3 protein-coding genes are annotated in these 7,159 nt (G+C 75.9%); 1 reads left to right on the top strand and 2 read right to left on the bottom strand.

Annotated elements, in window-relative coordinates:
* Positions 1-51: 51 nt before the first annotated feature.
* Positions 52-6,051: a carboxypeptidase regulatory-like domain-containing protein gene (locus tag QUV83_RS11970; protein ID WP_289564740.1), complete on the top strand. Its 6,000-nt coding sequence runs from the start codon at positions 52-54 to the stop codon at positions 6,049-6,051.
* Positions 6,052-6,078: 27 nt separating this feature from the next.
* Here QUV83_RS11970 and QUV83_RS11965 read toward each other — a convergent pair whose 3' ends face one another.
* Both QUV83_RS11965 and QUV83_RS11960 read right to left on the bottom strand, forming a co-directional pair.
* Complete coding sequence (locus QUV83_RS11965) at positions 6,079-6,519, bottom strand: hypothetical protein (RefSeq protein ID WP_289564739.1); 441 nt, start codon at positions 6,517-6,519, stop codon at positions 6,079-6,081.
* A 74-nt stretch (positions 6,520-6,593) separates the two neighbouring features.
* Positions 6,594-7,154, bottom strand: a complete 561-nt coding sequence (locus tag QUV83_RS11960) for a phage tail protein (protein WP_289564738.1) — start codon at positions 7,152-7,154, stop codon at positions 6,594-6,596.
* Positions 7,155-7,159: the final 5 nt, after the last annotated feature.

The following is a 7,159-nucleotide window of genomic DNA, read 5'->3' as shown; positions in this document are numbered from 1 at the left end:
CTGAGCGTGCTCGTCGAGCCCGGCGCGCACGCGCCCGCAGGCGGCCCGGCAGTGGTCGCGGTGCACGTGCGCAACCTGACGGCGGCCCCGCTGACGATGGTGGTCCGCGCCGTGGGGCTCGACGCGGGCTGGCTGCCCGAGCCGGTCACGACACCGCTGGTCGGGCCCGACGAGACGGTGAGCGTCGAGCTCGTGGCCGTGCCCACGCCCGGCGCCGTCCCGGGCACGTACCCGTTCGTCGTCGTGGTCGAGGCCGCCGATGGCTCGCGTCCCGCGCAGGTCGCCACGGACGCGGACCTCGAGGTGGACGCGCCCGGCGAGCTCGTGCTGTCCGTCGAGCCCGCCGCCGCGCGCGCGGTGTTCTCCCGCCGCGTGAGCGTCGTCGTCACCAACACGGGCGACCGGCCCGTCGACGTGGGGCTCAGCACCCGGGCGGGCAAGGGCATGCGGTTCGCGCTGCCCAGCTCGTCGGTGACCGTCGGGCCGCACCGCACCACCCGCGTCGCCGGGCGGCTCGTGGTGAGCCGCCCCAGCGTGGTCGGGCACCGCAACCAGATCTCCTACGCGGTCGAGGGCCGCGGCCGGCAGGCGCCCGCGCGCTTCCACGGCACCCTCACGTCGCGGCCCCTGCTGTCCGGCGGGCTGATCCGGGCGTTGTCCCTGCTCCTGGTCGTGGCGCTGTGGGCCGGCGGCCTGGTCACGGCGGTGCCCTGGCTGACCTCGCGGGAGGGCGACTCGCAGCCCACCGCCGCCGAGCAGGTCGTCGCGGGCGAGGGGGACGGGCCAGACGCGGGTGCGCCTGGCGCGGGCGACGGTTCTGGCGGCTCCGGCGGTGCCGGCGGGGCTGGCGGGGCTGGCGGGGCTGGCGGTGAGCAGTCAGGTGCGGGGGCCATGTCGAGCGGCATCCGGGTCGGCGGCGTGGTGCGGGGTGACGCGCCGTCCGGCGTGCAGATCGGCATCCGCCCGATCAGCGTGCTCGCGGGCTCCTCAGGCGCCGCAACTGGCGGTGGCGCGGCGGGCGTGACAGCCGAGCCGGGGCCGTCAGGGCTGGGCGGCGCCGGGCTCGGCGGGGGCGCGGGCCGTGTGTCGTCGGGCCTCGGGCGAGCGGTGGCGTCCCCCGTGGCGCGCATGGCTCCCGCAGACGCGGGCCGCGGCAGCGGTGGGTCGTCGGGCACGTCGGGCACGCCGGGCGCAGTCGGCAAGACCCCCGCCCAGGCCCTGTCGCTGAGCCGCACGGGCGCCCTCGCGGACGCGCGGACCACCCGCTCGGCGGATGACGGCACCTGGGCGTTCGCGGACCTGTCCGCTGACGCGTACTACCTCATCACCTTCGCCAAGGCGGGCTACCAGACGCAGCGCCTGGTCATGACGGGCGCCGAGGCAGCCGCGCGGGCGTTGGAGATCGAGCTGGTGGCCGGCTCCGGGCGGCTCGAGGGGCGGGTCACGGGGCCGGGCGGCGCCGTCGGCGGCGCGCAGGTCACCATCTCGGACGGCGTCACGACGGTCTCGACGAGCTCGAGCACCACCGGCGAGGTCGGCAGGTGGAGCGTGGAGGGGCTCTCCACCCCGTCCGCCTACCTGGTGACGGTCACCGCGGACGGCCTCGGCGCGCAGTCGGCACTGGTGCGCCTCGACCCGGACGGCTCGGCCGTGGTGGACCTCGGGCTGCTGAGCGGCGTCGCGGCGGTCGGCGGCACAGTGACCGGGCCCGACGCGCTCGGCGCCGTGGGCGGGCTCGGCGGCGTGACAGTCACCGCCACCGATGGCGGGGGGGTGGTGCGCGTCGCGTCGACGGTCACCGACGGCCCGGTCGGCGCGTACACCCTGGCCGACCTGCCGTCGCCGGGGGTGTACACCGTGACATTCGAGGGGCCGGCGCACACCCGCCAGTCCCAGGAGGTCGTCCTGGCCGAGGGCGCGTCGCAGGCGACCGTCGACGCCCACCTGACCCTGTCCAGCGGGGTCGTGCAGGGCACGCTGACCGATCCGGCCGGCGTCGGGCTCGCGGGCGCCGGGATCACCGTGAGCAACGGCGCCCACACCTACAAGACGATGAGCACGTCGGACGCGCACGGCTCGTTCCGGCTCAACGGCGTCGAGCCGGGCGACTACGTGGTCAGCGCCGAGCTGTTCGGCCACGTCACCGGGCATGCCCAGGTGAATGTCACCGCTGGCCAGGCCAGCGACGCCGACCTGGTGCTCACCCCGGTGGACGGCGACGGCCTCGAGGCCACCACGTTCGTGCGCGGGCGTGTCAGTGACGCGCGCACCGGCAGCGTCATCACGTGCCCCGACCTGCCCGTCGCGGACTGCGTGGTCACTGTCGAGCTGCAGCGCCAACGCCTGGACGGGACCACCGAGACGGTCACCGCGACGTCGGCGCCCAGCCTGGAGTACACGATCCCCCCGGCGGGGAGCGAGGGCCTGCTCCCCGGGCTGTACACCCTCACCGTCTCGGCGCCCGGCTACGAGCCGCAGCGCGTGGACGTGGAGGCGCCGATGGGGCAGACCGTCCGCGCCGCGCAGGCCGCGCTGCTGCCGTCGCCGTCCGTCATCGGCGCCGTGCAGGCGCGGGTCGGCGCGGTCCCGGCGGGGTCATGCGTCATCGTCGCGTCGGCCGGGCTCACCCCCGACGACGTCGACGCCGCCGACTGCGGCTTCGGCTCCGCGCCCGACGGCACGCCGACCTGCGTCATCACCTCCCCGGTGGCCGGCGCGTCGGCGCGCTGCGCGGCGATCGGGCTGAACGGGGCGTATGAGGTCGCGCGCCTGGTCAGTGGCGGCTACTCGGTGTGGGTGGAGTCCTCCGACGCCGAGTACCGCGCGCCTGCGGCCACGGCTGTGGTGCTCGCGGCGGGCGAGGTGCGGCGTCTCGACCACACCCTCGACCGGCTGGGCCGGGTCCTGCTGTCGGTGCTGGCGGACGAGGGCGCGGGCGCGCTGGTCGCCGCCGACGCCGCGACTGTCGTGCCGCACTTCTCGGCGACCCCCGCAGGCCCGTCGACACCGCTGGCCCCGCTGGCCACGGACGCCCAGGGGCAGGTGCTGGCGCGGGCGCTCGAACCCGGGTCCTACCGGTTCGACGTGACCTGGTCGAACGGGTCCGGCGGCGCCGCGGTGTCCGGCTCCACGGTGCAGATCTCCGTCAACCACAACCAGGAGCTCGCCTCCCAGATGGTGCTGACGCGCAGCGGCCGCGAGTTCCAGGGCCGGGTGATCGCGCAGCTCGCCGTCGGCAGCGCCAGCCCCGTCCGCGACGTCCAGGTGAAGGTCACCGGCATCGTCGGCTACGCCGGGCTGGCGCCGCAGCGCTCCTCGGCGACTGTCACCACCGGCCCCACGGGCGAGTTCCGCATCGTCGCCGTGCCGGACACCACGCCGCATGCGGTGCCCACCGCCGAGCTGCCGCTCGTCGCGGACACCATCTCCGTGGAGGTCGTCGACCCCGCCGGCGCGTACCAGGGGCTCAGCCGCGCCTCCACGACGATCGACGACGTGGTGGCCGTCCCGCTCGAGGTGCAGCCGAGCGGCCAGCGCTTCTCGGGGACGCTCACCGGTGTCGACAGCTCCGTGGACCTCAGCGCCGCGACCCTCGAGGTCCTGTCCACGCCGCCCGGCGTCGGCAGCGTGCGCCTGACGTCGAACAGCGCCGGGGTCCTGACATGGCGGGACCTGAACCAGCCCGCGGACACGGCCACCGGGGGCAGCGCCACCCTGGCACGACCGGGTGAGTACCGGGTCCAGGTGTCGCTGCCCGGCTATGACACGCACACCGCCACCGTCGAGTTCCGGCCCGGCCAGCCGGCGGTGCTGACGATGCCGCTGGTGCGCCAGGGCGAGCTGCGCGTCGCCGTGGTCCGCGCCGGGTCGAGCGACCCGGTGATCGACCCCGTCGTGACCCTCACCCGGCCCGGCGCCACCGACATCACCGTCACCGCGTCGCCGGGCACGCATTGGGCCGACTTCGGCGAGCTGCCCAGCGGCAGGTACTCCGTGAACGTGCGGGCCGCCGGGCACGCGTTCACCACCGGCGTGGTGCAGGTGGGCCCGGGGCAGACGACGGCGACGCCGGCCGAGGTGCAGGTGGCCCGGTTGGGCGCCATCGCCGGCACGGTGCAGGTCTCGATCGGCGGGTCCATGCGGGCGCTGCCCGGCGTCGTCATCACCGCGACGTCGGCCGCGTCCGATCAGGTGTTCACCACCACCACCGACGCCACGGGCGCCTACCGGCTCACCGGCACCACAGTGGTGCAGGGCCTGAGCGCCGGGACGTGGCGGGTCACCGCCGCGCTCACCGGGTACACCCCGACGTACTCGGGCGCCAGCGTGCCCGTGACGATCACCGCGGGCGCGCAGACACCCGTCACGCTCGACGTGACGATGTCGGCTGATCGCGTCGCGCTGCTCGTCGACGTCTACGACCCCGTCACCGGCGCGGGCGTCGACGGGCTGACGGTGCGGCTGCTGCACTCCAGCACCATCGTGAGCACCTCCTGTGAGGCGACGTCCCCGAGCAGCTCGCTGTGCTCCCAGGTGCCGGGGCGCTACGGCTTCACCCAGTTGGAGCCGGGCGCCTACACGCTGGACGTGGCGGGCGGGAACTTCGCGCCGCTCACCGTGACGGTGACGGTGGGCGCGGGGGTCACCACACAGGTGAGCGTGCCGGTCGCGGCCCGCGCGAACACGGTGCAGGGCATGGTCTCCGGGCAGTCGGGGTCGTCGGCGGCGACGCCGCTCACCGGCGCCACCGTCACGCTGCTGCGGGACGGCGCCCCCGTGGCCAGCACCACCACCAGCAGCGGCGCCTTCGTCTTCCTCACCGTCGCTGACGGCTCCTACGTGCTGTCGGTGGAGCGCGCGGGCTACGGCGCCACGAACCGGGCGTTGACGGTGCGCGGCGGGCAGTCCGTCTCCGTGGACCTCACGCTGTACGCCGACGCGCGCCAGGTGAAGGTCACGGTGGAGTCCGTCAACGGCTTCGACCTGACCGGCGCGCTCGTCTCGCTCGAGCCTGACGCCGGCAGCGGCCAGCTCGCCCTCGCGGCGCAGCCCGTGGTGCGCGTCGGCTCGACGACCTCCTACACCACCACGTTCAACCAGGTGCCCGAGGGGCAGTGGACGGCGCATGCCAGCGGGCCGTCGGGGCACCACGGGGTGTGGTCCGCGCAGGTGGGGGCGTCCGCCGATTCGGTGACGATCCCGGTGGACGAGGTCCGCGTGCGCCTGCGCGTCACCAGCGCCGACGCGAACCCGCCGCAGGCGGTGGCGCTCACCGTGGCGGCAGCCCATGGCGGCGCGCTGACCGAGCAGGCCCCCGTCAACGGCGGAGTCGTGACCGTGTACTTCCGACAGGGGGCGGGCACGGTGACGGCCGCGGCGCCGAGCGGGCCGTGGACGGTCAGCCCGACGAGCCGTGCCATCGGCGCGGGCGCCACTGACGTGCTCGCCGCCTTCGAGGTGGAGCGGGCGCTGGCCGCCACGTCGATCGCCATCACCGCCCCGACTGCGCTCGTCGTCGGCGAGGCGGCCGACCTGCGGGCGACTGTGACACCGGCGCCGGGAGGTGGCACTGTCACGTTCACCGTGAACGGCGTCGCGGTGGGGACCGTGCCGGTGTCGACGGGCAACGGGGCGGCGGTGTTGTCCGGCTACGTGCCGGGCTCCGGCCTGCCGCTCGGGTCCGTGGCGCTGGAGGCGTCGTACAGCGGCTCGGCGACGCACTTGGGCTCCTCGGCGTCCACACAGCCGACGCTGCGGGCCCCCAGCGCCACGGCGCTCTCCGCCAGCCCCACCACTGTGGCGGGCGGCGGCGACGTGACGTTGACGGCCACGGTGACGAGCCAGGGGAGCACCGCCGGGACTGTGGCGTTCACCGGGTCGGGTTGCGCCGCGCCGACCACTCTCACCGTCACCGCCGGGCAGGCCGTGCTCACGTGCACGCCCCCGGCGGGCGGCCCGCCGAGCCGGGAGTACACGGCGACGTTCACCCCGGCGGCAGGCAACGCCGAGACCGTCGGGTCGAGGGGCACGGCGCAGGTGGCCGTCAGCTGAGCCGACGGGCCGCCGCCCGGGGGCCTGTCAGGGCAGGAGCCAGGCCCCCGCGACCGCCATCAGCAGGGCGAGGGCGGCCCCGGCCCCGATCACGCGCCACGGCAGCACCCGCCATCCGGCCAGGACGGCCAGCGGCGGGAGCACGAAGGGCTCGGGCGCGGGCGCGATGACGACCACAGGCGTCGGGGGCTCCATGCCCGAGCCGCACCGCACACACGTCGTGGCCGACGGGAGGTTCAGCTCGGCGCATGCCGGGCAGGGGGTGCTCGCCAGGGCGGCGGATCCCACAGTGCCGGGGCTCCGGCGCAGGCTGTCCTGGACGCCCTCGTCGACGAGGGCGCGCTCAACCCTGTCGCCCGCCCAGAAGAGCGGGAAGTCGCAGCGCCGGCAGAAGTCCTCGGCGCTGCGGCGGCTGCCCACCACGGACCCCGGCAGCCCGCACTGGGGGCAGGCGCGGGCCGTGGGCATCACTGGGGGGCGCGCCGGATCGTGTGCGGGCGCCGGTTCGCCGTCGACCTCGGCGCCTAGGTGGCGCGGCGTGGTCATGGGGCGCCGGCCGGGAGGGAGGCGGACTCATCCCAGGGGACGCTGCCCGTGAGGGGGACCTGCCGCCCGGCCACCCACAGCTCGGCGCGCACATGCGCGGGCAGCTCGTCGACGACGCGCGCGGCGAAGTCGGCGTCGTCCAGCGCGCCCGTCGACGTGACGCTCATGACCACCCAGCCGGGATCGGCCCCCGCGCCGCCCTCGGGGAACGCGCCGCCGCCGTCGCGCACCTCGGCGGGCCCGCCGCTGAGCACCTCGAGCAGTGCCACGAGGCCGCGCCGGGTGCCGCGCCACGGCAGCGACTGCGCGGCGGTGCGCACCAGGTCGCGTTGCAGCCGCTCGGGGAGCCCGGCGTCGACGCCGTCGAGCCCAATCCACGTCCCGAGCCAGCGCGCCATCTCGGGCGGGGTGACGCCCGGATCGGCGAGGTGCCCGAGGTTCTCGGCGTGGGCGAGGAGCGTGTTCGCCTGCGTCTGGAAGATCGACAGGAACCGCACGAAGAAGTCGTCGTCGAGCATCGCCGGCGGGAGCTGGCGCAGCATCCAGTCGTCAGCCATGCCGC

The organism is Cellulomonas cellasea (assembly GCF_030372105.1).
Classification (GTDB): domain Bacteria; phylum Actinomycetota; class Actinomycetes; order Actinomycetales; family Cellulomonadaceae; genus Cellulomonas_A; species Cellulomonas_A cellasea_A.
The sequence above is the reverse complement of the archived record's forward strand: the minus strand, read 5'-3'. Positions and strand labels throughout refer to the sequence as shown.

What these genes read in the sequence shown, in the direction of transcription:
- QUV83_RS11965 (WP_289564739.1), bottom strand. Translation starts at nt 6,519, where the DNA reads ATGCCCACGGCCCGCGCCTGCCCCCAGTGCGGGCTGCCGGGGTCCGTG.
- QUV83_RS11960 (WP_289564738.1), bottom strand. Translation starts at nt 7,154, where the DNA reads ATGGCTGACGACTGGATGCTGCGCCAGCTCCCGCCGGCGATGCTCGAC.